The organism is Dolichospermum circinale AWQC310F (assembly GCF_000426925.1).
In the GTDB taxonomy this organism is placed as follows: Bacteria; Cyanobacteriota; Cyanobacteriia; order Cyanobacteriales; family Nostocaceae; genus Dolichospermum; species Dolichospermum circinale.
Genome location: NZ_KE384706.1, coordinates 10,404 through 11,089, shown reverse-complemented (window position 1 = coordinate 11,089; position 686 = coordinate 10,404). Strand labels below are relative to the sequence as shown.

General features: G+C 40.2%; 1 protein-coding gene. It reads left to right on the top strand.

Features of this window, described 5'->3' with window-relative positions:
- Positions 1-686 (top strand): LamG domain-containing protein (locus tag ACIR310F_RS23030; protein WP_035368389.1); only part of this gene is annotated, 686 nt, incomplete at both ends.

Sequence of the window (686 nt, the reverse complement as noted above, 5' to 3'; positions counted from 1 at the left end):
CTTTGAAACAAACCAAGGTTCACTCACTCTCAATCAATTAACTCATGTTGCTGCCACTTATGATGGTGCTAAACTGAGTTTATATATCAATGGACAGTTAGATACCAGTGTTGATTGGGTTGGTACGCCATTGCAAAATAATTATCCGGTTAAGATTGGGCGAGAACTTAATGCCTGGAATCCTTTTGCTGGACAAATTGACGATGTTCGCATTTGGAATGTTGCCCGTACCCAAGCCCAAATCCAGGCTAATTACAATCAACAACTAGTTGGTAATGAAACAGGATTAGCAGGTTACTGGAACTTTAATGAACCGAGTGGCAGCACTGCATTAGATAAAACCATTAATGGCAATAATGGTAATATTATTGGTGCAACTCATGTTAACCAAACAGGTACACCGACTGAACAACTTGCCCCTGCCAATATTATCTACACCGTCACCGATTTACCCGATAAAGGCGTTTTAGGATTCTGCAATGACACAGCCCTGTCTTTTAATGGTGTTAATAATTATGTCGAAGTTCCCCATAGTGCGGCTTTGAGTTTGAACACCTTTACCCTAGAAGCATGGGTTAATCAAACTCAAATTAAAGGTGATTGGCAACCGATTATTACGAAACAGAATAATGGCGGCTCTGAACGGAATTATGGTCTATTTATTGTACCGAATGAAAGTCGCCTTC